The sequence below is a fragment of the Mycobacterium sp. NGS54 genome (assembly GCF_059812465.1).
In genome coordinates, this window is record NZ_JCALCS010000005.1 from 554,159 (window position 1) to 579,345 (window position 25,187).

Here is a 25,187-nt window from a genome sequence, read left to right on the forward strand (position 1 = left end):
GAGGTGTGATGGCCCACGACGCTCTCGGGTTCGGGGTGTTGGGACCCTTGCAGATGAGCGCCGACGGCACCGACATCGCGCTGGGCCCGGCCAAACAGCGGGCGGTGTTGGCCACGCTGCTGATCAATCGAAATCGCACCGTTGCGATCGACTCGCTGATCGACGCGGCGTGGCAGCAGAACCCGCCGCCCGAAGCGCGGGCGAGCCTGCATGCGCACGTATCTCGGCTTCGCCGACTGGTCGGCAGCGCCGGCGTGGATGCGGCGGCCGTTCTGGTCAGCGCCCAGCCGGGGTACCGGCTCAACGTGCCCGACGAGGCGTGCGACGTCGGGCGCTTCGCTCTCGAGCAAAAGGCCGGAATCGAGGCGGCCGCGGCCGGCCGCTTCGAACAGGCCAGCCGCCACCTGTCGGCCGCGTTGGCCGAGTGGCGCGGCCCGGTGCTGGAGGACTTGCGCGACTTCGAATTCGTGGAGGCCTTCGCCGCCGGGCTTGCGGAGGACAAGCTGGTGGCGCTGACTGCGCGTGCGGAAGCCGAGATCGCTTGCGGGCGGATTCATTCCGTGATCGCTGAGCTCGAAGCACTGGTATCCGAACACCCTTACCGAGAACCGTTGTGGGCACAGTTGATAACGGCCTACTACTTGAGCGAACGGCAATACGACGCGCTCGATGCGTACGGCCGGCTGAAGACGACGCTCGCCGACGAGTTGGGCATCGACCCCGGGCCCACGTTGCGCAGCCTGCATCAGCGGATCCTTCGCCAGGAGCCGCTCGACGTCCGACAGGTCGCGCGCGCAACGGCGAAACGCGTTGTCGAGACTCTCCGCAGGCCTACCGAGGTCTCACGCGAGTCCGTCGTCGCCTACCTGCGCGACGCCGCCGGCGGTCGTTATCCGCTGCGGGGGGCGACCACCAGGATCGGCCGTCTCGCCGACAACGACATCGTGATCGACGACGACACCGTAAGCCGCTACCACGCCGTGATCGTCGACACCGGGAACAGCTTCGTCGTCACCGATCTGCAGTCGGCCAACGGGGTCGACGTCGCGGATCGACGGATCCGCACCAGCGCGACGCTGGCCGACGGTGACCGCATCAAGATCTGCGGCCACGAATTCACCTTCGAAATGTGTTGAACCGTAACAGCTTCAAACTTGGGAGGCCGCCTTCGGCCGGTCGGTGACCTTCACGTCGCGCCCGGCACCGGCGGACATGGTCGCGGCCTCACCGCGGGCCAGACCGATGGTCGCAACGATCACCACCACCGCGGCCGCCGCCAGCAGAAACCAACCTGTGCCGTCGGCGTTCAACGTCTCGGCCAGCACGGTGATTCCGAGCACCCCTGCCACGACGGGTTTGGCGACGATGATCGTCGGCAGTGACGCGGTCAGCGCTCCGGCGCGATAGGCCGACTGATGGATGATCATTCCGGCGACTCCGGTGAACAGCCACGCATAGAACTCGGGCGTGTGCCATAGCTGGCCCGCGTGGTGTTCGATGACGTCGACAACGCCCTTCATCAGCACCGAGAACACCGCTAACAACGAACCGGCCACCGCCGCCAAAAGCAATGCCGCGGCGGGACGGTTCGACCAGATCCGCGCGCCCAGCAGGAACAGCAACAGCGGTGGGCCCATCACGATGGCCACCACCAGCCAGGCTCCCAGCGCGCCGCGCTCATGGCCGCCCGCCGGCGCGCCGACCGCGATCATGACCGCCAGCGCCGCGGCCAGCAAGATCGCCCACAGCCATTCGACACGGGTTACCCGATGACGGGTCACCCGCGCGTAGATCGGCAGCGCGAACAGCAGCGCCGTCACCTGAAGCGACATCACCAGCAGCACCGATCCCTCGTCGAGCGCCCAGGCCAGCAGGAGGTAACTCGAGATGTCCCCCAAACCGCCCAGCCACCAACGCTTGTCGCGCAGCAACATGCCGAACAGTGTCAGATGGCCGACCGGCTTGTCGGTGACCTCCTGCGCGGAGCGCTGCCGGATCACGTTGCCAACCGCGGATGCCAGTGCGGCGCACAGGGCGAGCAGCACCGCCAGGTCCCTATCCGACATGGCACGACCTCCTCACCCAAACCCACTCGCTGTTAGCTGGCTCGCCTCCGCGGATTCGCACCGAAAGCGGCTGACTGACTACTCACCAATCTAACCTCGACCCGGGGGAGCGGAGCGTCGACGGCCGCGCGCTTGGTTTCACAGCGGAAATTTCGTGGCGGTGAGCTGTTCCGACAGCTCCCACAGCGCGGCGGCTGTGGATGCGCGCCTGGCCGGCCAGTTTCGCCAGGTCGGCTGGCTGCGGCCATACAGGCCGAACCGTGGGCCGACGAACGTGTCGCCCGCGAGGTCCTGCGACGCCGCGTACAACGTTTGCCGGGCACCGAAGTCGGCGTCGGTGGACACGACGCGGTCGACAGCCAGCACCGCCGCGTCGCCGAATTTGCGACCCGAGTTGCCCTGCAGGTTCGTATGCGACCAGCCGGGGTGAGCGGCCAGCGCGCGCAGCGGAGAACCGACCGCATCCAGGCGTCGCTGCAGCTCGCTGGTGAACAGCAGGTTGGCCAGCTTCGACTGGCCGTAGGCCAACCACGCCGAATACGGCCGGGACCGCCAGTTCAGGTCTTTGCGGCTGATGTAGCCGATGTGGTGCAGCAGGGAGGACACCGTCACCACGCGATCGGTCAGCCTGGGCAGCAGTAGGTTGGTCAGCGCGAAATGGCCGAGGTGATTGGTGCCGATCTGGCCCTCGAACCCGTCGACGGTGACGGCGCGCTTGGTCGCCATGATGCCGGCGTTATTGACGAGGACGTCGACCTTTTCGATGCGGTCGGCGAAGCGTCGCACCGAAGAAAGGTCCTGCAGGTCGAGGCAGCGCACCTCGACGTCGCCGGCCATTCGCCCGGCCGCGGCGCCACCTTTTTCGGCGTTGCGCACCGCCAGGATGACGTGGGCGCCGACCCGCGCCAACTCGCGCGCGGTCACCTCGCCCAGCCCGCCGCTGGCACCCGTGACGATGGCGGTACGTCCCGCGAACGACGGCAAATCCGCTGCTGTCCAACCTGACATGGCAGCCACCCTAGCGGTGAAACGGCAAGGGCCGTTCCGGGCAACGGTTTTGGCGGTCGTGCGTCGGCGACTGTTATCGCGTCGGCTGGCGCACTTTGGCTTCGCGGGTATCGTGCGGACATGGACAGCGAAATCCCAAGTGCGCGCCGGGTAGGGCGTGGGTCGGGGGGCCCCGCATGTATCTAGGGGTTATCGTCAATCCGCTCGCGCGCAAGAATCGGGCCGCGCGGCACGACGTCGCGGCCGACATGCGCGGCATCGTCGGCCCGTGGGGCGAGGTGCACGAAACCACCTCGGTCGCGGAGCTGCGCGACGCCGTCGAACGGCTGTACCCGCGGGTCAGCCACCTGATCAGCGACGGCGGCGACGGATCGCTGAACTGGTTGATCAACGAAACCCGGCACTGCGCCGACGATCCGGAGCGCTGGCCGGCGTTCGTGCCCAGCAATGGCGGCAGTGTCAACGCCGTCGCGCGCAAGGCGCGGGTGCGGGGGAGGCCCGAAGCGGTGCTGCGCGCGCTGGTCACGGCGGCCGAGACGAATCAGCCTCCGCCCGAAACGTTTCTGGACACCCTGGCGCTCGACGGCGAAACGGCGAACGGCGCGAAGTTCTATCGGCTCTGCTTCGGGCTGGCCGCCGGGGGCGTCGGAAACCGGTTCTACGACAAGTACTACGACAACCACACGCACGGCCGGGCGGACGTCGTTCGAGTGATGGCCCACTCGTTCGGCGACTATTTGAGCAACAAGGTGGTCCCCGGGCACGCGAACAGGTCAAACTACGCGACCCGACTGTTCGCGCCGACGCACGCGCGCGTGGTGATCGACGGCGTCGAGGTCCCAACGCGCACACACACATTGCTGCACGCGGGCGCGATCGACCTGCACATCGGCGCCGGTTTCCGGCTCTTCCCGAAAGCGTCGGAACCCGGCGCGCTGCACTTTCAAGCCGGGCACCTGAGGCCCTCGAGGATCATTGCGCACCTGCCCGCGGCGCTCCGCAACGGAACGCTTCCCGGTGATCTGGTCCGCGACGTCAATGGCGACGAGATGATCATCGAGGCCGAAGACGAGCCGCTGTCGCCGATCATCGACGGCGAGCGTTTCGACGGCATCGTCCGCCTCGTCGCCCGCGCCGGGCCGCGAATCCGCATCGCACAGGTCGGTCGCCAACTACCGCTCGACGCGCGGCCACTCCGCCATGCGATGTCGCGCGGCAACGATCCGCGGGGTTCGGATTCCTGACAGCGCGCGCGACGCTACCGCCGCGCCCGGATGGTGCGCGTGATCTGGGCCGTGAGCTTGGGGTCGTTGAGCAGTTGGTCGACGAGCGTGGCGAGAACCTCTTGCCCGGTGACGCGAGCGACACCAAGGCGGTCGGCGGCTTCGCGCTGCCAGATGTCGAGGGCCCGGTGCTGGGCGGGCGTGAGGTCGACGGTTCGTCGGGTTCGGGGATTGCGCGTTCGCCCGACCGCGAAGCGATCGGTCGGCGCCGCTGCCATGCGGTCCGGAGTGCTCATCAGAGGTGTCTCTCGTCGTAGCCAGTACAGATGGATCAGTAAGTCAGTTTCAGTATATCCGTAGGTTATGAGGCTTGCCCGCGTCGCCGCCGGGCGCACCGCCCGTGCGGTGTCGTGCGGACCCATCGGGTTCGCGCTTCGAATAACCGCCGCCCAATGCCCGCCTTTGGCCCAGTGGAAAATAAGCCCGCAAGGGCGCCGATATTTGCAAAATCCCGTCGGCCCTGTTTATCGAAAAATGCCGGCGGCGATCCCGGCCAGTCATCGACTACGGAACCCCGGAAGTCCGTAGGTCAGTATCCACGTATCTTCGTGTTAGCAGGGTATACGTCGGACGCGTGTTGTCCTTACCTACTGAGACGAGTATTTGCATAAATAAATTCTCGCGTGTAGAAAACGGCGTCGCGTGGGGCTCCCTGTGGGATGGATCATGCGGAGCTGTGAGGTTAATGTGCGGCCTTGAAATCGCTTTGCGTGGCGTCGATTAACGGCGCTACCGTGAATGAATTACGACGTAACCAGTTCTTCTTTTGATTTCGCCTAAATCGGGCCACCAACCTGGAAGGGGAGTGACTCCTTGATGGAGACGCTGATCGATTACCTGCGGATGTGGGAGGCGCGGAAGCCGCATGACACCCTCTTCCGGTTCGTCGACTCCGATGGCCGCGAGCTCGGGCGCTACACGTACCGGAGCTTCGCGGAGAGGACGCAAGAGCTGGCCGCCTACCTGTCCACGGAAGCCGGGCTGAAGCCGGGAGATCGGGCGCTGCTGGTCTACGCGCCAGGTCTGGAGATGGTGGCCGCGTTCTACGCCTGCGCACGCTTGGGAGTCATCGCCGTCCCGGTCAGTCCCCCGCTGCCAATGGCTTTCGAGTCAGGGCTGGCCAAGCTCAGCTTCATCGCGCGCGACTGCCAAGCGAAAGCGGTGCTGTCGACCAAGCAACTCGAGTCCGACTTCCGTCAGCTACTCGGCCACCGGCAGGGCGCGATGCCGTGGCCGGACGCGGAGCGTCTTCCGGAGCTGCCCTGGGTCGCGACCGATGGGACGCGCAACTTCGGCGGCGGCCCCGTCGCCGACGCGCCCGGCCGGGTGCTCTTCCTGCAGTACACGTCCGGTTCGACCAGCGATCCCAAGGGCGTGGTGGTGACCCACGCCAACGTCATCGCCAACGCGTCGGCCTTCCCCGACAGCGAGGTCGTGGTCAGCTGGCTGCCGCAGCACCACGACATGGGTTTGATCTCCGCCTACCTGTTCATCGTGGTGATCGGCGGCAGCACGCACGCGATGTCACCGGAGGACTTCCTCAAGCGGCCCTCGTCCTGGCTGCGGCTCATCAGCGAGGTGCGCGCCACCCGCACGCCCGCGCCGAACTTCGCACTCGAGTACTGCCTGCGTGAGGACAAGCTTCCGGCGTCCCAGCTCGAGGGCATCGATTTGAGCAACCTCGAGTCGATGCTCATCGGGGCAGAGCCGTTGCGCGCCAAGACGTTTACCCGCTTCCGGGAGCGCTTCGCCCCCTATGGGCTGCGTCCCGACGCCCTTACCGGCAACTACGGGCTGGCCGAGAACACCCTGATCGTGTCCGTGCGGGGTCGCCAGACGCTGGCCGTGAACAAGCGCGCCCTGCAGCAGAACGTCGTGCGGGTCGAGAAAGCGGTGCCCCGGAACAATAACCAGACCCCGCTGGTGAGCAGCGGCAAGCCCGCCGCCGGGACTGTCGTCCGCATCGTCGAGCCCGAATCCCGGCGGGCGCTGGGCCAGGGCAAGGTCGGCGAGGTCTGGCTGGCCGGTCCGTCCAAGGGCGGCGGTTACTGGCACCGCCCGGACGTCACCGCGGAGATGTTCGAAGCCCGTATCCACGGCGACGACGAGCACACCTATCTGCGGACGGGCGATCTCGGCTTCCTTTACGAGGGCGAGCTTTTCGTCTGTGGTCGGACCAAGGACCTGATCATCGTCCGCGGGGTCAACTGCTACCCGTCGGACATCGAGGCCGTCGTGGAACGGTCGGCCCCGCAGGTCCGGCACGGCTGCGTCGCTGCGTTCGCCGTCGAACGCGACGAGGAAGAGGCGTTGGTCGTCGTCGCCGAGGTGCGCGACGGTAACGACCTCCCGGACGGCAAGGCCCTGGCGCGCGCGATCCGCCGTCACGGCCACATCGATCCGCACAACATCGTGTTCGCGCCGCCGCGCAGCATCCCCAAGACCACCTCGGGGAAGATCAGGCGGTCGCAGACCCGCCAGCTGTGGCTGGACGACAAGCTGCCCGCGCTGGCGACTTGGGTTAACCAGGCGGCCCACCACACCCACAACGGGCCGGGCGCCAGCGCGGGCCCGCTCGCCCGCTTCCGCAACCTCGTCGAGAGCTACGACCTCACCGGGTACGAAGATTGCTCCTTCGCGGATCTGGGGATCGACTCGCTGGCCCTGGCGGAGCTTCGCTCGGACCTGCAGGCGCTCCTGGAAGAGCACGGGGCGGGTGAGTTGGCCGAGGAGGTCAACACGCGCCTGCTTCAGCGCCTGACCGTCGCCGAGTTCTTCCGGCTCATGCGGCAATTCGGCGATCGGTCCGGGCAGCCCGTGCTGGCGCTGCGGCGGGCGCTGGATCAGATCTCGGCCATGTACGAGGCGCAGGAGATCGAGCAGATGCGCGCCGATGCGCGGCTGCCCCTGCCCGCGCTACCGTTGGCGCAATCGGGCCCGGCCAGCGACATCCTGCTGACCGGCGCGACCGGATTCCTGGGGCCGTTCCTGGTGAACAGCCTGCTGGGCCAGACGTCCTGCACGATCCACGCGCTGGTGCGCGCGACGGATGCGGCCCACGGCCTGGACCGAATCGTCGCCTCGCTCCACCGGGCTCAGCTATGGTCCCCGGCTCTCGAAGCCGAGGTCCGGTCGCGGGTGCGCGTGGTCTGCGGTGACCTCGCCGAGCCCCACCTCGGCGTCGGTGCGGCGGGGTTCCAGCGGCTGGCCGGGAACGTCGACGCCATCCTCCACAACGGCGCCCTGGTCAACTACGTCAGGACGTATGACGCCCTGCGCGCCGCCAATGTGATTGGCACGCATGAGCTTTTGCGCCTGGCGATGACCGCTCACCGCAAGACGTTCCACCTGGTGTCCAGCACGTTCATCTACGGCTGGAGCACCGAGCCCGTGGTCGGGGAGTGGGATGCCAACACGAAGATGAGCGGCCTGGACTTCGGCTACTCGCAGACCAAGTGGGTCGCCGAGCAGTTGGTCCTGGCAGCGCAGCGACAAGGGCTCGATGTGCGCATCTTCCGGCCCTCGTTGATCTCGCCCACCAGGGCGGGCTTCGGAAGCGAGGACGACATCCTGGTGCGCTTGACGGCGTTCATGATCGAGCACGGCGTGGCCGTGAACGCGCTCAACCAGCTCAGCATGCTGCCGGCGGACCTGATCGCCGATCACATCGTCGCGATGATGGACCTTCCGGCCGAGGCGGGCGTTGTTTTCAACATGACCGCCGACGATTACTACAACCTGACCGACATCACGCGAATCCTCTCGGAACGCTTCGGCTACCGCTTCGACTATCACGACATCCCGTCCTTCACCGAGCAGCTGAACCGGCGGTGCACCCCGCGCGATCAGCTCTATCCGCTGGTCGATTTCCTCACCCGCTCGGCGGACAAGATCGCGGCGATGCGGGAAAAGCGTTACGACAACACCCAATACCGGCACGCCCGCGCGCTGGCCAAGGTCCATTTGCGGGAGCCGGCCCTGGCCAAGACGGTCGAGAATCTCGTGGGGTTCTTGCGTCAGGAAGGCTTGATCACCGAGGCTGAGGGGGAGGCGCAACGCAGTGCCTAGGGACGTTGGGGGGTCCACCATGTTCACGGTCGACGACCAGGCGACGGGCCCGCACGACGCGTCCCTCGATCACGAGCGGATCGTCCTGCAGGCGCGTGACGTCGAATTCGACTGGGGCAAGCTGCCGTTCTACTACGTGCCCAATGAGCCCTTCACCACCCACTTCTGCAACGTGCTGCACCTGTTGCTGCCGGCGGGCGAGGAGTTCATCGTCGACGCATTCAAGAACACCCTCTCGCTGATCAAGGACGATCAGCTGCGGCTGGACGTGCAGGGGTTCATCAGCCAGGAGGCCATGCATTCCCAGGCGCATTCGGGGGTGCTCGGGCACTTCGCGGCCAAGGGCGTCGACGTGACGCCGTTCACCGACCAGATGGCGTGGCTGTTTCAGCGGCTCATCGGTGACCGGCCCCGGTGGAGCCGGCGGCGGCGGGAAAGCTGGTTGCTCGAGCGCGTTTCGATGGTGGCGGCGCTGGAGCACTACACCGCGATCCTCGGTGAATGGATTCTCGACACCCCGCAGCACGACGCGCTGGGCACCGACCCGGTGATGCTGGACTTGCTGCGCTGGCACGGCGCGGAAGAGGTCGAACACAAGGCGGTCGCGTTCGACGCCATGAAGCACCTGCGGGCGGGGTACGGGCGCCAGGTGCGCACCCAGCTGCTGGTGACACCCGCGCTGTTGTGGCTGTTCATCCGCGGCGTCCGGTTCATGTACTCGGTCGACCCGAACCTGCCGCCGGGCAGCAAGCCGCGCTGGCGGGACTACTTCCGCGCGGCGCGACGGGGGTTGGTACCCGGCCCATTTGAGTTCCTGGGCGTCATCGGCGCCTACTACCGGCCGAGCTTTCATCCCTCCCAATTGGGTGGCGTGGGACGCGCGGTCGACTACCTGGCCAGGTCACCCGCCGCGCGGGCGTCGCACTGAGGTCCCGACGAATGACTCAGTCCACCAACGTAACCGCCTCCGACGGCGTCTCGCTGGCCGTGCACGCCTACACCGACATCGACGCGCGACGCGCGACCGTCCTCGCCGTGCACGGCTACCCCGACAATCACCACGTGTGGGACGGGGTGGCGGAGACGCTGAGCCAACGCTATAACGTGGTGGCCTACGACGTGCGCGGGGCCGGCGAATCATCAACGCCGGCAGACCGATCCGGGTATCGGCTCACCCAGCTGGCCGCCGATGTCGGCGCGGTGATCGACAGCCTCGGGGTGGGCGAGGTGCACCTGCTGGGCCACGACTGGGGCTCGATCCAGGGCTGGGCGGCCGTCACCGACGAGTCGGTGATGGCCAAGGTCGCCTCCTACACCTCGATTTCGGGCCCGCACCTGAACTACGCGGGCCGGTTCCTGCGCTCACCGCGCACACCGCGCGGGATGGCCGACGTACTGAGGCAGTTCCTGGCGTCCGGGTACATCTGGTTCTTCCTGTGCCCGGTCGTGCCGGAATTAGCGATCCGGTCCGGCGCCACCGCGAAAGTCTTTGAGACGGTTGAACGCATCGGCCGCTCGAGCGTGGACGGCCCGCGTCGCGCCGCACCGCTCCGGTCGATCGACGACTACGTCAACGGGCTCAACCTCTACCGGGCCAACATGCCCGGCCCGATCCTGGCGCCCGGCGCGCGGCTGCCGCGGACGACCGTCCCGGTGCAGGTGCTCGTGGCGCGTCAGGACCACTTCGTGACGCCCGCCCTGCAGCGGTTCACCGGTTCCATACCGCCCGACAGCAGGATCGTCCCGATCGAGGGCGGCCATTGGGTGGTGGCCTCGCATCCCGGCGTCATCGCCCGGCTCACCGGTGAGTGGGTCGACCAGGTTGCTAACCGACGAGAAACCCGCGGGGCATGAGGATGACCGTGTCGCAGAGCATTTGGGGCAGCAGACCCGCCGACCTCTACGGGCGCCGCCGGCGCGACCGGAGCTACACGGCGCTGTGGAGTGTGGGCACGCTCTTCGGCGGCTTCGCGTCGGCGTCGCGATGGACGCCCTCGCGGATATCGCCGGTGCAGCGGACCATCACCGCGTCGGTCGTCAGGCGCGAGCCGCTCACGCCCGACGTGGTCGCGTTGACGTTGGCCGACCCCGACGGCGGACTGCTGCCGTCCTGGACGCCGGGGGCGCACATCGATGTTCGGCTGCCTTCGGGGCGCCGCCGGCAGTATTCGCTGTGCGGCCCGCCCGGGCGGCGCACCGACTACCGCATCGCCGTGCGCCGGATCGCCGACGGTGGCGGCGGTTCCATCGAGATGCACGACACCTTCGACATGGGCGACCCGTTGGAGTTCGAAGGCCCGCGCAACGCGTTCTATCTCGTCACCGACGAACGGGACATTCTGTTTGTCATCGGCGGCATCGGGGTAACGCCCATCCTGCCGATGATCCGGCTGGCCCAGCAGCACGGAATCAATTGGCGCGCAATCTATGCCGGCAGGGGACGCCACCACATGCCGCTGCTGGACGAGGTGCTGGCGGTGGACGCCGACCGGGTCACCGTCTGGGCCGACGACGAGCAGGGCCGGTTCCCGACCACCGATGAGCTGCTGGCCGGCGCGGGCCCGAAGACCGCCGTGTATGTCTGCGCGCCGACCGTCGTGCTTGAAGCGGTTCGTGTGGCGCGCGACGCTCACGTCGACGCGCCGCTGCACTACGAGCGGTTCAGCCCGCCGCCCGTCGTCGACGGTGTCCCGTTCGAGCTCGAACTGGCGCGGTCCAAACGGGTCATCACCGTGCCGGCGAACCGGTCGGCGCTCGCGGCGATGCTGGACAGCGAGCCGGCTACTGCGTATTCGTGCCAGCAGGGGTTCTGCGGGACATGCAAGGTCAAGGTGCTTGGGGGACAAGTCGATCGCCGGGGACGCGGTGTGGAAGGTGACGACGAAATGTTGGTCTGCGTGTCCCGGGCGAAGAGTGACCGCGTGGTGATCGACGCCTGACGGCGCGGGCTACGACCCGGTCGTCCCCGTCGTGCCGTACAGCAGCCCCCGTTGGCCGCCGGGCCCGCCGTGACCCGCCCCGGCGGGGTTGCCGTTGCCACCGTCACCACCATTGCCGATCAGCACCGAGCTGCCGCCGGTGCCGCCGATGCCGACACCCGTGCCGCTGGGGCTGCCCGCGTCGCCGCCGCGACCGCCGTCTCCGAACACCAGGCCGCTGCGGCCACCGCTACCGCCGTGGCCACCGGCTTGGTTGCCACCCGCGATTGCGCTCCCGCCGTGCCCGCCGGCACCGCCGTTGCCGAACAGCCCAAGCGCCGCGCCGCCGTTACCGCCGTCAGCGCCGGGTTCGAAGTTCACAAGCGGGTCGCCGCCGTTACCTCCGGCACCGCCGTTGCCCCAAAGGAACCCACCGTTGCCCCCGTCGGCACCGGCGAGGATCGTCGAACTGCCGCCGGCCCCACCACTGCCGATCAGGCCGGCACCCGCGCCTGGACCAGGAGCGGCGACGATGTGTCCCCCGCCGAAGGCCGCAAAGTCCATGCCGGGCCCGCCGTTGCCGCCGTTGCCCCAGAAGAACCCGGGGTTGCCACCGCCCTGCGAGGTCCCGCCATTCCCACCATTGCCGACAAAGTAGGTGGCGCCGGGTACGCCGCCGAGGTCTACACCGATGCCAGCACTGCCCGCGTTGCCGAACAGCCCGGCGTTACCGCCGTTGCCGCCGACGCCAGTGGGTTCGGTGTTGGTAACGCCCAGGGTGCCGCTGGATCCGCCGTTGCCGCCGTTGCCGATCAACGAGAACGCGCTGCCGCCCGTGCCGCCGTCCCCGTTGACATGGATGCCGCTGCCACCGGCGCCGCCATTGCCGGCGTTGGTGAAGATCCCGTAGGTGTTGCCGCCGTTACCGCCGCGGCCGCCTCCGCCGTTCGGCGCGACGTCGGCGCCACCGGCGCCGCCGTTGCCGCCCACGCCGAACAGCCCACCGGTGCCGCCGTTGCCGCCGTTGCCGCCGGAGAAGTTGGCCAAGGGATGGTTCGCGCCCGCCCCGCCGTCGCCGCCCCGGCCCCACAGCAGGCCGGCGGCGCCTCCGTTGCCGCCCGATCCACCGTTGCCGGCGCCGGACCCGCCGTTGCCGCCGTTGCCGATCAAGATCCCCGCATCGCCGCCGTTCAAACCGCTACCGGCGGGTGCGTTGGCGCCGTCGCCGATCAGCGGCCGTCCCAGCAGCGTCTGCGTGGGCGCGTTGATTGCGGCCAGGAGGTCCTGCTCGAGGGTTTGCAGCGGGGAGGCGTTGGCGGCCTCGGCGGCGGCATATGCCCCCGCGCCCGCGTTCACCGCCTGCACGAACCGGTTATGGAATGCCGCGGCTTGCGCGCTGATCGCCTGATAGGCCTGGCCGTGCGCGCCGAAAAGCTCCGCGATCGCCGCCGACACCTCGTCGGCGCCCGCGGCCAGCATTTGCGTCGTCGTGGCCGCCGCTGCCGCGTTGGCCGAGCTGAGCGCGGAACCGACTTGGGCTAGGTCCGACGCCGTCGCGGCAATCGCGTCCGGCGCCGCGATGAGGTATGACATCTCAGTCCTCCGTGGCAAATCATTTGCAAGCTTCGAGAATGGATCGTTTCAGACGTCACGACCGCAAAGCCTATCATCATCGCGCGTCTGGTTTTGCGGTTTCAACCAGGACTTTTAATCCTTAACTCGATCAATTCGAGTTGTTGGGCGAGCCGTTGACCGGCGCGCCGCCGCCCCGATTGCGGAGCGGACTGGCGAACTTGCGGCGTAGCGCCGATCAGCCGGCGGGCCGGCTGCCGATGGTCGGCGTTTGCGGGCGGGTGCCCTTGCGGGCGAGGTCGCGAAACCTGACGCTGACGCGCTGAAAGGGCTTGACGCGCTCCGCTTTTGCCTTTTTGGAGTAGGTCCTGCGGTCGGCCTCGGTGAGATCCGCGTCGTCGACGAAGGGGGTGAGCAGTGCGCGCGGGTAGAGGCGCTCGACGAGAACCACGTTGATCTCGGCGCACAGCACCAGCGTCGACGACACCAGATAGAGGAAGGCCAGCAGCCCGAGCACCAGCGCGAAGACGCTGTTGGTGGCGCTGGACGACTTCACCGTGTGCGCGACATAACCGGCGCCGAACCGCTGCAAGATCTGCCAAATGACCGCCGCCGCAAGCGCTCCGGGCCATACCTGGCGGTAGGTGAGTTGGCGGGCGGTGGTCACGCGAAACGCCACCAGGCAGATCAGCCCGTTGATCGCGACGGCGGCGAGGGTGGCTCCTATCTCACCGAGGAGTCCCAGCGATCCGGTTGCCTGGCCGATCGCGGACAGGGCGGTGGACGTCAGGGCGGCCGAGCCGAGGACCACCAGCAGGAGCATGCTTCGCAGGCGTGAACGAATCGGGTTGGGGCGCTTGTTCCTTGGCACTGCCCACACCGAGTCCATCGCGTTTTGCAACGCCTGACCGACGCCAAGTCCGCCATAGAGTGCGCCCACAACGCCGACGAGCACGGCGACGGTGCCGCCGCTCAGCCCCTCGGGTTGATGCAATTGGCTTCCGATCACCGGGAATTGGCTCAACGTGCTGTGCAACACCTGCTCTTGCAGATCGGGCCGTCCGGCCAAGACCACCCCGAGTCCCGTGGTCATCAGCAGTAGCAGCGGGAACAGCGACACGAACCCGTAGTAGGTGATCAGGGCGGATAGGTAGCCGGCCTGGTCATCCAGGTACTTGTAGATCACCGCGATCACCACGCCGACGGGGCGGTTCCGCCGCTGCAGCCTGTCGAGCCAGCCGACCATCCGCGCTCACTTCGTCTCTGTAGAAGCCGTCTCCCAATCGATGGGTTGAGCAGGTCATACCCAGATTCGCGGCGGATCAACCCACCGGGTCGTGAGGCCGACGAAAACCATCCGTCCCCGGCGTCGATTAGGTTGCGAGACAAGGGGTTCGTGGTCGAAGGCGCTGGCGAGACCCCGCACAGGGGGCTTTGCTGACGATTGCCGCTGGCCGCGGGATCACATAAACTCCTCCCCGTCGGTGTGCTCGCCGAATCAAACGGAGGGGTCGGCTGATGGCCAATGTCCTATTCGTCATGACCGCAACAAGTTTCTGGACGCTCAACGATGGGACCAGGCACCCGACGGGTTATTGGGCCGAGGAGTTCGCCGCCCCGTACAGCGCGTTCAGCGGGGCCGGCCACGAGGTCGTGGTGGCGACTCCCGGTGGCGTGGTGCCCTACGTGGACGTGATGAGTCTGCGTCCCTCGATGGCCGGCAGCGAAGAGATCGCCCGCCAGCTCGAGGAAACTCTGCGGTCCGCCGAAGAGTTGCGCAGGCCAATCGAACTGGCCGACGCCCGCCTGGATGACTACGACGCGGTCTATTACCCCGGCGGGCACGGCCCCATGGAGGACCTGTGGCGGGACGCCGACTCGGGCCGGTTGCTCACCGCCGCGCTCGCTTCGGGCAAACCCCTGGCCATCGTTTGCCACGCGCCGGTCGCCATGCTGGCCACCCGGCGCCACGGCGTATCACCGTTTGCGGGCTACCGCGTCACCGCCTTCACCAACGACGAGGAGGACGGCGTCGGCCTACTCGAGAAGGCGCCGTGGACGGCCGAGGACGAATTGGTCAAGATGGGGGTCGACTTCGTCCGCGGCGAGATGTGGAAGCCTTTCACGGTCGTCGACCGGAACCTGTACACCGGGCAGAACCCAGCCTCGGCGGGGCCGCTGGCGCAGGAGTTGCTCAAGGTCCTCAAATAGGCGCGGACGCGAGCGCTCGGCCGTCGACGTCGGCGTCCGGTCCGCTCGGGGCGTGGCCCCGGCGCCCTCGGACGCGAAGCCACAGCAGCGATGCGAGCGCGGCCGTCAACACCACGCACAAACCCATCACCGGGGACCAGCCGAGCCGCGCGTGGCCCAGGGTGAGCAGGTACGGCACCGCAAATCCCAAGTAGCTCAACGCCTGATAGGCGGACGTCGCGACCCCGAGCCGCGCCGGCTCGGCGACGCGTTGGATGTCGGCCAGGCCCGCGAACTGGGTGACGCCGTACGCGGCGCCCAGCACCGCCGCGGCGATCAGGACCGCCCACACGGTCGCCGCGAACGCCGCCCACACGGCGACGATCAGCGCGCCGACGGCGATCAGCATGGCCGGCGCGAGCAGGCCGGTTCGGGCGTTGGGTCGCAGACGAACGGCCAGCGGCTGAACGATCACCCCGGCCAGCGCCGGGATGGCCGTCGCGACCGCGGCGAAGGTCAGCGGTTGCGAACCGGCTCGGTTTGCGACCAGCGCCGGCAGGTAGGCCAGCGCGATCGCGGCGGTCCCGAATACCCAGGGCGCGAACGGCGCCGACACCACGAGCAAGTGTTTCCACAGCGATTCGCCCCGCTCGCCACGGCGTTCGGTGCTCGCCGTCGGCGCTAAGGTGCCCGGGCCGTCGCCGCGAGCCCGGCTCACCGCGAGAAGAGCGAGAATCGAGAGCGCGATCTGTGGCAGGTACGGCCACAGCTCCGGCCGCGAAACATGCTGCGCGACAAGCCCCGCGACCAACGGGCCGCCCCCGAAGCCGATCGTCATCGCGATCGTCGCGCGCCGCGCCGCCGCCTGGTGGTGCGCCTCCACCGACGACAACTCCCGGATCCACGCGGCGCCGGTGCCAAACGCCAGGCCGCTGCTGATCCCGGCGAGCAGCCGCCCCGGAAACAGGAGCCCGTGCCACGCCGAACCGGCCATCAGGACGGCCGAGGCGACCAGGGACACCACCAACGCCGCCAGCACCACGACGCGCCGCCCGGCGCGATCCGACCAGCGACCGCCCACCATGAGCGCCGGGACCAGACCCACCGCGTAAAGCCCGAACATCACCTCCGTCGCCGCAACGGAGACGCCGCGCTGTTGATACAGCACGATCAGCGGTGCGAATTGGTTTGCGCCCCAACCGATCGCCGCGACCGCGACGGCCGGCCGCAACCAGTCTTTCGACAGGGTTCTCCGAGTCATGCAAACAGCATCCGGCCGGCGGCGGCGACGCACCAGTGGCCGATATGACACAAACCGTACAATTTCGGTCATGGCCCACGTTGTGGCGATCGCGCTGAGTAACCAGGTGCCGATCTTCGAGCTTGCGGCGCCGTGCGCGATCTTCGGCACCAACCGGTCGGACCTGGCGGAGGACTGGTACGAGCTGAGGGTGTGCAGCCCGTTCGAGGGCGCACGCGTGGACCGCTGGTTCACCGCGGCAACGCCCTACACCTACGCGGACCTCGTCACCGCCGACACGGTCATCGTCCCGGCCTGCCACGACGACGCCCTGGAACCGCCGCGCGAACTGGTGGACGCGATCCGGCGGGCGTCGCGGCGGGGTGCCCGGATCGCGTCCATCTGCACCGGCGCCTTCGTGCTCGCGGCGGCGGGTCTTCTGGATGGCCGGCGCGCGGCGACCCACTGGATGCACGCCGGCACGCTTGCCGAACGTTACCCGCAAATCCGTGTGGATTCGGCGGCCCTGTACGTCGACGAGGGCGACGTCCTCACCTCGGCGGGGAAATCGGCCGGCACCGACCTGTGCTTGCACATGGTGCGACAGGATTACGGCGCGGCGGTTGCCAATCAGGTTGCGCGACGGCTGGTGGCGCCGCCGCACCGCGAGGGGCATCAACGCCAGTACGCGAACCCGATTCCGGGGAACGTGAGCAATGACGTCGTCGGCGACACGATGGATTGGGTGCTGACGCATCTCGACGAACCCCTGACCGTCGAAGGCCTCGCCCGGCGCTCCGGCGTCAGCGTCAGAACCCTTCACCGACAACTCGTTACGCGCACCGGAAGCAAGCCCCTCGACTGGTTGAATGGCCAACGCGTACGACGCGCGCAACAGCTCCTCGAAACCACCGACTTACCCATCGAGCGCATCGCCACCGACTGCGGCTTTGGCAGCGCCGCCACGCTGCGACGGCACTTCCGCGACACGCTCGCCACCACTCCCGACTCCTATCGCCGGACGTTCACCACGGCAGCTCCGTGAAATTGGCAAAAACGCCGGTAGATGAGCGCGCGCAGCGATTTAATCAGTGTTCAACGGGCATCGAGGCACCGGGCAGGAGGAGGACCGACATGACCGAGGCAAGGCATCTTCGAACGCGTTGTGCGATCGGGGCGTTCGCGCTCGCGTTGGCGGGATTGCCGGCGATCGCCATCGCGGCGCCGGCGATCGGCAGGGCCGACGATCCGCCGCCGTGCGCACCGGGCTGGGTGTGGAGCGCCGAGGAGAATCAATGCGTGTTCTGGCTTCCGGCCGCGAATGGACCCGGGGGACCGGGCGGACCCGGCGGCCCGGGCGGACCGGGTGGCCCCGGCGGGCCCGGTTTACCGGGCAGCCCCGCCGGGCCGGGCGGTCCCGGCCGGCACTAGTTGCTGCCGCCGTTTGCGTGTGAGTGCTGGGCTTTCCGTGCGCGTCCCGGGCGGAAAAATCGCCGAGATTCCGCCCTCGGTAGACAGTCAAAGCCGTCAGCGCACGTTGACGCGCAGACCATCGTCATACTGAGCCGATGACGTCAGCTCAGCGCCGCGGGCTCAACGACGCGGTCACCCGCATGTGGAGCTTCCTCGCCCCGGCCTACGACCTACCTTTTCTGCAGCGGTGGGTGTACCGCCCGCCGCACGACGAGGTGATCGCGCAGCTGCGCGCCCACAACTGTCGCAAGATCGTCGATGTCGCCTGCGGCACGGGCATTCTCAGCGACCGAATCGAGCGGGAGCTGCATCCCGACGAGATCTACGGCGTCGACATGTCCGACGGCATGCTCGCCCAGGCGCGCGCCCGGACCAACCGGGTGCAGTGGCGGCGCGGCCCGGCCGAGCAGCTGCCCTTTGACGACGGCGCCCTCGACGCCGTCGTGACCACGTCGGCGTTTCACTTCTTCGACCAGCCTGCCGCGCTGCGGGAGTTCCATCGCGTGCTGGCCCCCGGCGGGCTGGCGGCCGTCTCGGCCCTGAGCACGCGGCAACCGCTGCTGCAGTCGTCCGCGACCAATCGATGGAAACCACAGCACAATGCGTCGCCGTCCGAGATGCGAAGCCTGTTCGAGGACGCCGGGTTCACGATCAGCGATCAGCACCGCATCCAGCGACCGGTCTGGACGCGGATCGTTTCCGACCTGATCACCGTCGGCACCAAGAGCTAGCCGCGCCGCCGCGCGAGGATTTCGCGAAGGGTTGGCAGCGCTCGCTGGTCCTTAGGTCGGTTCGCTGCTTGTTTCGATCGGATGACGTCACGGAGTGATGCGATGCGCACACTCACTCCATAGAGCTGGACCTGGTCCGCATCGCGGCGCAGATCACGATATCCGCTTGTGCCAGAAGGCTGGAAGGTCACGTCGAGATCGCCGGCGTCCGTCGTTAGGTTCCAGGTTTGCGCGCCGGCCAGAGTTTCACCGTCGCAGGTGAAAGGCAGGCCGCGAGTTTCTGACTCGGTGCGGACTCGTGCGTTCAGCTCACGTAGGGCAGCGGCGAGGCTGTCTAGGTTTCGCTGTCCAACTTCTGGTGTGATGTCGGCGTCCTCCGTCGGGAAGGGGGAGCCATGGTAAACCGCAGCGAGGCCGCCGATGAGGATGTAGGCAACCTTGTTCCGGTCCAGAACCTCAAGGATGCGAGGCAGGTCGAGGTCCACCTCAATCCCGCCCAGCTCTCCGCAGCGCCGCGAGTTGCCCTGCCAATCGGGCGTGGCGATCCATCCGCTGTTGGCCGCTGAGACCGGCAAGCCGGGACGCCTGAGCCATGTCACTGTCATCAAGCGGCACGAGCATGAGCTCGAGATCGTAGCCGCACAACCGCACCACCCGGCGTACGTCGTCGAGACTGACGGCGGTGCGCCCGGACTCCCAACGCGCAATTGCCGATTGGGTCGTGTCGGCGCGCGTCGCCAACTCGGCCTGCGTAAGGCCCGCGCGTTGCCGGGCCTCGCGCATCAAATCGCCGCCGTAGGAGGTCATGCAGTCATTATAGCAGCTCTGCTATATCATCGACCCGATGCCGCGGCACCGGTCAGAATGCAAGGTACGGGTTGTCGAGCACTCAAGGAGCCCAAATGAAGTTCGCCTTCCCGCTGCCGCACATGCTGCGGCTCAAGGCGATCACCCAGCCCTGGGAGGCCGGCGTCACCGGCGCCGACCAGACCCGAATCGCCAAGCGCGCCGAAGCGATGGGCTACGACATGATCGCGATCCCGGAGCATTTCGTCATCCCCACCGACCATGTGGAACTGTCGGGACCGCATTACCTGTCCTCGACCGTTGCGCAGGCCTACCTCGCGGGCGCCACCGACAGGATCCGGCTGAATTCATGTGTGACGATACTGCCGCTGCAGCACCCGATCGCGCTCGCCAAGGCGCTCGCGACGGCCGACTGGATGAGCGGCGGCCGCATGATGGTGACGTTCGGAATCGGTTGGCTGGAACCCGAATTCGACTTCCTCGGGGTGCCTTTCCGCGAACGCGGCCGCATCGCCGACGAGTATCTCGAGGCCATCCTCGAGCTGTGGACCAGCGACTCGCCCCGCTTCGAGGGCAGTTACGTGTCGTTCCGGGACATCGCCTTCGAGCCCAAACCCGTTCAGAAACCGCACCTTCCGGTGTGGATCGGAGGCGACGCCGATGCCGCGCTGAAGCGCGCCGCGCGCTTCGCCTCCGGTTGGTGGCCGTTCCTGACCCCGCCGGAAAAGATCGCCGAGCGCGTCGACTTCATCAAGAGTCAACCCGCCTACGACGGGCGCCCGTTCGAGGTCATGCACGGGCTGGGCACGACGCGGGTCGGTGAGGGACACCGCGTCGTCAACGACCCGGACTCCCGTCCGGGCGGCGGCGTTCAGGGGATCGTCGACCGGCTGAACTGGCTCGCCGAGCAGGGGGTGACCTTCAGCGCGGTGCCCGTGCCCTCCGTCCGCGGCGTCGACGAGTACCTCGACTACGCACAGTGGGTCATCGAGGAGATCAAGCCCAAGGTCGTCTGAGCGCAAACGATCCCGCCGACGCCCGCCCCACCGACCGGCGCGGCGGGCAACGTGCGGGTCGACCCGTTACAGCGGAATCCAGACCCCAAAGAACCAGAAGCCCCACTGGTTGAAGCCGGGGTCCCAAACGGGCGTCTCGTTGTAGCCGTAGTAGTTGATGGGGCCATACCCCCACGGGCCGCCCGGCGGCGGAAGGGGCCTGTCCCACGCCGGCCGCGGTGGCTCACCCCAGCCCCAGGGCGCGGGCCCATCCCCCCACGGCGCGCCGTGGAAGTAGCCGCGATGCGGATCGCCGCGCCATGGGCCACCCGGTCCACCCGGTACGCCCGGGCCGCCGGGACCGCCGGGATGATCGAACCCGGGGCCGCCCGGGCCACCCGGTCCGCCCGGGTGATCGGGCGGCGGTCCGCCCGGCCCACCGGGGCCGCCTGGGCCGCCGGGTCCGCCCGGATGAGCGGGTCCACCCGGGCCCCCGGGTCCGCCCGGTCCGGCGGGGCCGCCCGGGCCCCCGCCCGGATCGTTCGGTCCGGCCGGGCGGTGATCCCCCGGCACCGGGCCGCCGTGGTTACCGCCGGGAGCCGGCGGCTGCCCCGGTGCGGCGAACGCCGAACCGGCGCCCATGCCCAGGGCGGCGGCGCCCAGAGCGCCGACGATCGTTCCCCCCGCAATGAATTGCTTGAATCTCATAGTCCTTCACCTGTCCAAAAGTGAGTACCTAGAACCCCCCGACAACCACAGGCTAGATAGCCCATCTATGGATCCGCTGTGACTCGCCCAAGCGCAACTTTTGGGCATTAAGGCAAGGCTGTGCTAGGTATGGCGAGGCTATAGTTGCTGGTCGGACGCGGTTTTGGCGTATATGGTTGCGGTCGTGTCGACTACCTCCCACCCCGCCGAACCCCATGTGGGTTCGGTGTCGTCCAAGCTGAATTGGCTGCGCGCCGGCGTGCTGGGCGCCAACGATGGCATCGTGTCCACCGCCGGCATCGTGGTCGGCGTCGCGGCGGCGACGGTGGAACGCGGCCCGATCTTGACGGCCGGAATCGCCGGGCTGGCCGCCGGGGCAGTGTCGATGGCGCTGGGCGAATACGTCTCGGTCAGCACTCAGCGCGACACCGAGCAGGCCCTGTTGACCAAGGAAATGCAGGAGTTGCAGGACGATCCGGCCGCCGAATTGGACGAGCTCGCCGAGCTTTACGAAGCCAAGGGTCTGTCACCGGCAACCGCGCGCACGGTGGCCGAGGAACTCACCGACCACAATCCCTTCGTCGCCCACGCCGAGGTTGAACTGGGTATCCACCCCGAGGAGCTGACCAATCCGTGGCAGGCGGCGCTGTCCTCGGCCTTGTCGTTCACCGTTGGCGCGTTGTTGCCGTTGATCGTGATCCTGGTGCCGCCGACGGCCTGGAGAATCCCGGCCACCGTCGTCGCGGTGCTCCTGGCCCTGGTGCTGACGGGGGCGGTGTCCGCGGGACTTGGCGGTGCGCCGCAGGGCCGGGCGGTGGCCCGCAACGTCATCGGCGGCGGGCTCGCATTGGCGGTCACCTACGCGATCGGGCACCTGGTGGGCGCCGCGATCGCGTGATCATCTCGGCGGCGGCCGCTACACGCCGGGACTGGAAACAGAAACTGTAATATCAACTGTTGCCGTCCTGACGAGAAAGGGTCGTGCTTTGACCGAAACGAAGATCGCGCCCGCTGACGCCGAGGCCGAGGCGCAGGCACCGTATTTTGTGCGCGACGAAAACCGTTTCGTGCCAAACGGAATCGCGCGGGGCGGCTGGGGCCCGTCACTCAGCGGCCACGTCGTGGGCGGGCTCTTGGGGTGGGCTGCCGAACGCGCGGTGGACGATCCGCAACTGCAACCCGCGCGGCTGACCGTCGACCTTCCCGCGCCGACCCTGCTGGAACCGATCGAGGTCCACACCCAGGTGCATCACGACCGCCGGCGATTGCGGCTCGTCGAGACCGTCCTCACCCAGCGCGGCGCCCCCGTCGCGCGGGGAAGCGCATTGTTTCTGCGGCGCGGCCCACAGCCCGAGGGCGACGTGTGGTCGTCGGCCGTGCAGATGCCGCCGCTACCGATCGACGACGGCCCCGCACCCTCGCTCTTCATGCGAACCTACGGCTGGGGCACCGAGATTCAGAACCCCGATCCCGAGTGGGCCGACACCTTCGGACCGAAATACACCTGGCTGCATGACACGCGCTCGCTGATCGACGGCGAACCGCTGAGCGCCTTCACCCGCGCCGCAATGTCCGCCGACATCACGGCCTCGCTCGCCAATTGGGGCACAAACGGATTGCAGTTCATCAATGTCGACTACACCCTCACGCTGACCCGATTGCCGGAAGGGCCCCACATCGGCCTGGCCTCCCTCACGCACTACAGCAACGACGGGGTGGCCACCGGTTCGGCCGCCCTCGTCGACCACAGCGGCCCGATAGGTAGCTCCGTGTCGGTCGCCATCGCGCACTCCGGGTTCAAGCCGCCGACCGGATGAGAGAGGAAACCTACTGGGCGTTGATCGCCGCGGCCGCAGCGCGCGGTTCCGACCGGCCGCTGCTCGCCGACGAGTTCGGCCGCAGCCTCACTGCCCGTCAGTTCCACGATGAGGCATGCGCCACGGCCGCCGCGTTCGCCGAACGGGGGATAGGCGCGGGAACCGTGGTGTCGTGGCAGCTGCCGACGACGCTCGAGGCCGCGGTCGTCATGGCGGCGCTGGCGCGGCTTGGTGCGGTCCAGAACCCGATCATCCCGATACTGCGTGAGCACGAGGTCGGCTTCATCACCGCCCAGCTGTCATCGGAATTCTTTGTGGTGCCCGAGTTTTGGCACGGATTCGACTATGGCGGGCTGGCGCGGGCCCTCGCTCCGGACCGCGGCTTCCAGGTCATCACCCTTGACCTGGCGACACCGCCGGCGGCCGGCGAGCTGCGGCTGCCCCGGGCGAGCGCCGACGCCCTCGGGCCGCCGCCGGGAGCTATCGGCGGCACGCGCTGGATCTACTATTCGTCGGGAACCACCGCGGCTCCCAAGGGGATTCGCCATACCGACGCGTCGGTGATGGCCCCCGCCGCGGGGCTGGTGGAAAAGATGGGAATCACCAGCAGCGACGTGGATCCCGTCGCTTTTCCCTTCGCGCACATCGGCGGTGCCGTGATGCTGGCCGCCGGCCTGTTGACCGGCATGCGGTTGGCGCTGTTCGAGGTATTCGACCCGGCCACCACGCCGCTGTCCATCGCCGCGCACAACCCGACGTTCCTGGGCATGGCGACCCCGTTCTTCCTGGCATTCCTCGATGCCCAACGAAACCACGGCCACCAGCCGCTGTATCCCTTCGTGCGGGGTTGTCTGGCCGGCGGCGCGCCGATCACCGCCGAACTGGGACACCAGGTCCGCGAAACCTTCGGTGTGGCCGGCATCGCCAACGCCTGGGGGCTCACTGAATTTCCGGTGGCGACCTCACCGCCGCTGTCGGGAGCGCCGGAGGTGCTCGACCATACCGTCGGCGCGCCAGGCCCGGGGGTCAGGGTCCGGGTCGTCGGCGAACCAGGAATCGAACTGCCCGTCGGGCAGGAGGGCGAGCTGCGGCTCAAGGGACCGCAATGCTTCCTCGGCTACGCCGACGCCACGCTTGACGCCGACGCGTTCGACGCCGACGGATGGCTGCGCACAGGCGATCTCGGGCTGATCGACGCGGACGGCAACGTACGCGTCACGGGCCGGATCAAGGATGCGATCATCCGCAATGCCGAGAACGTCTCGGCCCAGGAAGTCGAAAACGCGCTGGCGAGCCATCCCGCCGTCGCCGATGTCGCGATTATCGGGGTGCCTGACCCTCGCACCGGCGAGCGCGTCTGCGCCGTGGTGGTACCGGCGTCAAGTGACAATGTGTCGCTGGAATCGCTAGTGCAACACTGCCATTCGCAAGGGTTGAGCCGTTACAAGCACCCAGAGCGCCTTGTTATCGTCGATGCGCTACCGCGCAATCAGTTCGGCAAGGTGATCAAGAAAGAGCTGCGTGAGGCCTTCACCGCCGGTCGTCTACAAACTTGATATCGCATGCGCTATCAACTTTCCGAGTCGGGTCACACCTTCGTCACGGGGCTGAAGTGATTGGCGTGACGCGGCCCGCTACAACCCCTTGGGCGCGTCGCGAACCGCCTGAACCGCCGCCGCGTCGCCGTCGTACTCGACCCGCGCCTCCCGCCCGACGGAGAACAGCAGCAGCTCCTCGGGCGGACCGGTGACCACGACCGCCGGGCCGGAGCCGGCCGTCAGCACCGTCTTCCCCCCAGGCGTGCGCAACGCCACCCGGCCCGGGACCTTGCCAAGCGTGACCCGGGCCATCAGTGACAGAGTGCGCTGCAGCGCCCGGCACATCCCTTGCTCTAGCACGCGGGGCTCCCAGTCCGGCTGCGCGCGGCGCACGTCCTCGTGGTGGATGAACATCTCGGCGACGTTGGCCACCGGGTCGAGCAGGATGAACGGCGAATAGACCGGCGGGCCGGACGCGACCTTGTTCACCAGCTCATCCCAGTCGTTCTTCGCGGCCACCTCGTCCTGCACCTTCGCGGTATGGGCCGCGAAGAACGGGATCATGATGCCCGGCGCGGCGTCGGGCCGGTACTCCCGGATCACCAGGTGGGCAGCCAGGTCTCGCGTTGTCCAGCCTTCGCACAAGGTGGGCGCGTCGGGGCCGACGGCCCGCATGGTCTCGACGAGGGCGGCGCGTTCGCGTTGAGCAACGGACATGGGTTCAGGGTAGGGCCAGCCCGTGAGCGCGGACCATCCGCATCTCGGTAAATTTG

General features: G+C 68.1%; 24 protein-coding genes. 14 read left to right on the top strand and 10 right to left on the bottom strand.

Annotation, left to right across the window (positions count from 1 at the left end):
* The first annotated feature begins 8 nt into the window (after window positions 1–8).
* The gene (locus AC5Y5E_RS18520; RefSeq protein WP_499904145.1) at window positions 9–1,136 is read left to right on the top strand and encodes a BTAD domain-containing putative transcriptional regulator; all 1,128 of its coding nucleotides are present in this window, start codon (window positions 9–11) and stop codon (window positions 1,134–1,136) included.
* A gap of 12 nt (window positions 1,137–1,148) precedes the next feature.
* Here AC5Y5E_RS18520 and AC5Y5E_RS18525 read toward each other — a convergent pair whose 3' ends face one another.
* Complete coding sequence (locus AC5Y5E_RS18525) at window positions 1,149–2,066, bottom strand: DMT family transporter (protein ID WP_499904146.1); 918 nt, start codon at window positions 2,064–2,066, stop codon at window positions 1,149–1,151.
* Window positions 2,067–2,204: 138 nt separating this feature from the next.
* Complete coding sequence (locus AC5Y5E_RS18530) at window positions 2,205–3,074, bottom strand: oxidoreductase (RefSeq protein ID WP_499904147.1); 870 nt, start codon at window positions 3,072–3,074, stop codon at window positions 2,205–2,207.
* Between the two features lie 176 nt (window positions 3,075–3,250).
* Here AC5Y5E_RS18530 and AC5Y5E_RS18535 point away from each other — a divergent pair, with 176 nt between their 5' ends.
* Entirely contained in the window at window positions 3,251–4,318 is a 1,068-nt protein-coding gene (locus AC5Y5E_RS18535) for a diacylglycerol/lipid kinase family protein (protein WP_499904148.1), read from the top strand.
* A 14-nt stretch (window positions 4,319–4,332) separates the two neighbouring features.
* On the opposite strand, the gene AC5Y5E_RS18540 is transcribed toward AC5Y5E_RS18535, so the two are convergent.
* On the bottom strand, window positions 4,333–4,593 hold the full coding sequence (locus AC5Y5E_RS18540) for a hypothetical protein (protein ID WP_499904149.1): 261 nt from the start codon (window positions 4,591–4,593) through the stop codon (window positions 4,333–4,335).
* A gap of 580 nt (window positions 4,594–5,173) precedes the next feature.
* On the opposite strand from AC5Y5E_RS18540, the gene AC5Y5E_RS18545 reads away from it, so the two are divergent.
* From AC5Y5E_RS18545 to AC5Y5E_RS18560, 4 genes are read left to right on the top strand one after another with little or no spacing between them, the layout of a single operon-like run.
* Window positions 5,174–8,425, top strand: a complete 3,252-nt coding sequence (locus AC5Y5E_RS18545; RefSeq protein ID WP_499904150.1) for a thioester reductase domain-containing protein — start codon at window positions 5,174–5,176, stop codon at window positions 8,423–8,425.
* Window positions 8,426–8,444: 19 nt separating this feature from the next.
* The gene (locus tag AC5Y5E_RS18550; protein WP_499904151.1) at window positions 8,445–9,353 is read left to right on the top strand and encodes a metal-dependent hydrolase; all 909 of its coding nucleotides are present in this window, start codon (window positions 8,445–8,447) and stop codon (window positions 9,351–9,353) included.
* Between the two features lie 11 nt (window positions 9,354–9,364).
* Window positions 9,365–10,279 carry an alpha/beta fold hydrolase gene (locus AC5Y5E_RS18555; RefSeq protein ID WP_499904152.1) on the top strand — a complete coding sequence of 305 codons (915 nt, stop codon included), beginning with the start codon at window positions 9,365–9,367 and terminating at the stop codon, window positions 10,277–10,279.
* Between the two features lie 2 nt (window positions 10,280–10,281).
* Window positions 10,282–11,364, top strand: coding sequence for a PDR/VanB family oxidoreductase (locus AC5Y5E_RS18560; protein WP_499904153.1), 1,083 nt, complete (start codon window positions 10,282–10,284; stop codon window positions 11,362–11,364).
* Window positions 11,365–11,373: 9 nt separating this feature from the next.
* On the opposite strand, the gene AC5Y5E_RS18565 is transcribed toward AC5Y5E_RS18560, so the two are convergent.
* A complete protein-coding gene (locus AC5Y5E_RS18565; protein WP_499904154.1) occupies window positions 11,374–12,936 on the bottom strand; it encodes a PE family protein in 1,563 nt (520 codons plus the stop codon).
* A 217-nt stretch (window positions 12,937–13,153) separates the two neighbouring features.
* On the bottom strand, window positions 13,154–14,161 hold the full coding sequence (locus AC5Y5E_RS18570; RefSeq protein ID WP_499904155.1) for a YihY/virulence factor BrkB family protein: 1,008 nt from the start codon (window positions 14,159–14,161) through the stop codon (window positions 13,154–13,156).
* 272 nt (window positions 14,162–14,433) lie between these two features.
* On the opposite strand from AC5Y5E_RS18570, the gene AC5Y5E_RS18575 reads away from it, so the two are divergent.
* Window positions 14,434–15,126, top strand: a complete 693-nt coding sequence (locus AC5Y5E_RS18575) for a type 1 glutamine amidotransferase domain-containing protein (RefSeq protein WP_499904156.1) — start codon at window positions 14,434–14,436, stop codon at window positions 15,124–15,126.
* Here the strand turns inward: AC5Y5E_RS18575 and AC5Y5E_RS18580 are convergent.
* Window positions 15,119–16,366, bottom strand: coding sequence for an MFS transporter (locus AC5Y5E_RS18580; RefSeq protein ID WP_499904157.1), 1,248 nt, complete (start codon window positions 16,364–16,366; stop codon window positions 15,119–15,121). The two genes, AC5Y5E_RS18575 and AC5Y5E_RS18580, sit on opposite strands and share 8 nt — an antisense overlap.
* An 82-nt stretch (window positions 16,367–16,448) precedes the next feature.
* Between AC5Y5E_RS18580 and AC5Y5E_RS18585 the strand changes: the two genes are divergently transcribed.
* The 3 genes from AC5Y5E_RS18585 (at window position 16,449) to AC5Y5E_RS18595 (ending at window position 18,549) form a co-directional block, all read left to right on the top strand.
* A complete protein-coding gene (locus AC5Y5E_RS18585; RefSeq protein WP_499904158.1) occupies window positions 16,449–17,390 on the top strand; it encodes a GlxA family transcriptional regulator in 942 nt (313 codons plus the stop codon).
* Window positions 17,391–17,479: 89 nt separating this feature from the next.
* A complete protein-coding gene (locus tag AC5Y5E_RS18590; RefSeq protein ID WP_499904159.1) occupies window positions 17,480–17,776 on the top strand; it encodes a hypothetical protein in 297 nt (98 codons plus the stop codon).
* 137 nt (window positions 17,777–17,913) lie between these two features.
* The gene (locus tag AC5Y5E_RS18595) at window positions 17,914–18,549 is read left to right on the top strand and encodes a class I SAM-dependent methyltransferase (RefSeq protein WP_499904160.1); all 636 of its coding nucleotides are present in this window, start codon (window positions 17,914–17,916) and stop codon (window positions 18,547–18,549) included.
* On the opposite strand, the gene AC5Y5E_RS18600 is transcribed toward AC5Y5E_RS18595, so the two are convergent.
* Both AC5Y5E_RS18600 and AC5Y5E_RS18605 read right to left on the bottom strand, forming a co-directional pair.
* Complete coding sequence (locus AC5Y5E_RS18600) at window positions 18,546–19,034, bottom strand: hypothetical protein (protein ID WP_499904161.1); 489 nt, start codon at window positions 19,032–19,034, stop codon at window positions 18,546–18,548. The genes AC5Y5E_RS18595 and AC5Y5E_RS18600 overlap by 4 nt on opposite strands.
* A 1-nt stretch (window position 19,035) precedes the next feature.
* Window positions 19,036–19,356: a helix-turn-helix domain-containing protein gene (locus AC5Y5E_RS18605; protein WP_499904162.1), complete on the bottom strand. Its 321-nt coding sequence runs from the start codon at window positions 19,354–19,356 to the stop codon at window positions 19,036–19,038.
* Window positions 19,357–19,451: 95 nt separating this feature from the next.
* Here AC5Y5E_RS18605 and AC5Y5E_RS18610 point away from each other — a divergent pair, with 95 nt between their 5' ends.
* A complete protein-coding gene (locus AC5Y5E_RS18610; RefSeq protein WP_499904163.1) occupies window positions 19,452–20,372 on the top strand; it encodes a TIGR03619 family F420-dependent LLM class oxidoreductase in 921 nt (306 codons plus the stop codon).
* 66 nt (window positions 20,373–20,438) lie between these two features.
* Here AC5Y5E_RS18610 and AC5Y5E_RS18615 read toward each other — a convergent pair whose 3' ends face one another.
* Entirely contained in the window at window positions 20,439–20,993 is a 555-nt protein-coding gene (locus tag AC5Y5E_RS18615; RefSeq protein ID WP_499904275.1) for a chitin-binding protein, read from the bottom strand.
* A 250-nt stretch (window positions 20,994–21,243) separates the two neighbouring features.
* On the opposite strand from AC5Y5E_RS18615, the gene AC5Y5E_RS18620 reads away from it, so the two are divergent.
* The 3 genes from AC5Y5E_RS18620 to AC5Y5E_RS18630 all read left to right on the top strand — a co-directional run bounded on the left by AC5Y5E_RS18620 (window position 21,244) and on the right by AC5Y5E_RS18630 (window position 24,432).
* Complete coding sequence (locus AC5Y5E_RS18620) at window positions 21,244–21,957, top strand: VIT1/CCC1 transporter family protein (protein ID WP_499904164.1); 714 nt, start codon at window positions 21,244–21,246, stop codon at window positions 21,955–21,957.
* 148 nt (window positions 21,958–22,105) lie between these two features.
* Window positions 22,106–22,876 carry an acyl-CoA thioesterase domain-containing protein gene (locus AC5Y5E_RS18625; RefSeq protein ID WP_499904276.1) on the top strand — a complete coding sequence of 257 codons (771 nt, stop codon included), beginning with the start codon at window positions 22,106–22,108 and terminating at the stop codon, window positions 22,874–22,876.
* Window positions 22,873–24,432, top strand: coding sequence for a class I adenylate-forming enzyme family protein (locus AC5Y5E_RS18630; protein ID WP_499904165.1), 1,560 nt, complete (start codon window positions 22,873–22,875; stop codon window positions 24,430–24,432). The genes AC5Y5E_RS18625 and AC5Y5E_RS18630 overlap by 4 nt, the downstream gene beginning before the upstream one ends.
* 78 nt (window positions 24,433–24,510) lie before the next feature.
* On the opposite strand, the gene AC5Y5E_RS18635 is transcribed toward AC5Y5E_RS18630, so the two are convergent.
* Window positions 24,511–25,131, bottom strand: a complete 621-nt coding sequence (locus AC5Y5E_RS18635; protein WP_499904166.1) for a TIGR03085 family metal-binding protein — start codon at window positions 25,129–25,131, stop codon at window positions 24,511–24,513.
* Window positions 25,132–25,187 lie beyond the last annotated feature (56 nt).